General features: G+C 36.5%; 1 protein-coding gene. It reads right to left on the bottom strand.

Translation table 11 applies throughout. The annotated features are described in order from the left end of the window. Window positions 1-306, bottom strand: a 306-nt coding sequence (locus M3P05_RS20775; RefSeq protein WP_249702062.1) for a hypothetical protein, incomplete at its 3' end; no start/stop codon positions are given. Window positions 307-348: the final 42 nt, after the last annotated feature.

Raw genomic sequence — 348 nt, 5'->3', positions numbered from 1 at the left:
CTTCCATTCTGATGATAATGCAGAAAATAAAGCGGCCCAACCTTGCATAGATGTAACTTTAACTTTTCCAAGGACTTCATTGTCGGCTGATACAGTATATATATTTTCACAGTGGGCTGGGATAATGCCTAGTGTTAATACATAAAGCATTGGTTCAAAACAATGTTTTCCCATCGGATATATATTATCTCTTGTGATAGAAAGTTCTTTTGAAATAACAGGGTTCTGCAATTGACCCTTCGGCTGAACTTGGTATGAAACACAACCAGAAGCTAAAACCACTAGTAATAGTATTAATTTTCTCATGGTTTGAAGTTACTCATTGCTGATAGATGTAGCGCATAACGC

The organism is Parendozoicomonas callyspongiae, assembly GCF_023502345.1.
Taxonomy (GTDB): domain Bacteria; phylum Pseudomonadota; class Gammaproteobacteria; order Pseudomonadales; family Endozoicomonadaceae; genus Sansalvadorimonas; species Sansalvadorimonas callyspongiae.
Note: the sequence above shows the minus strand (reverse complement) of the source record. Positions and strands in the feature narration are given on the sequence as shown.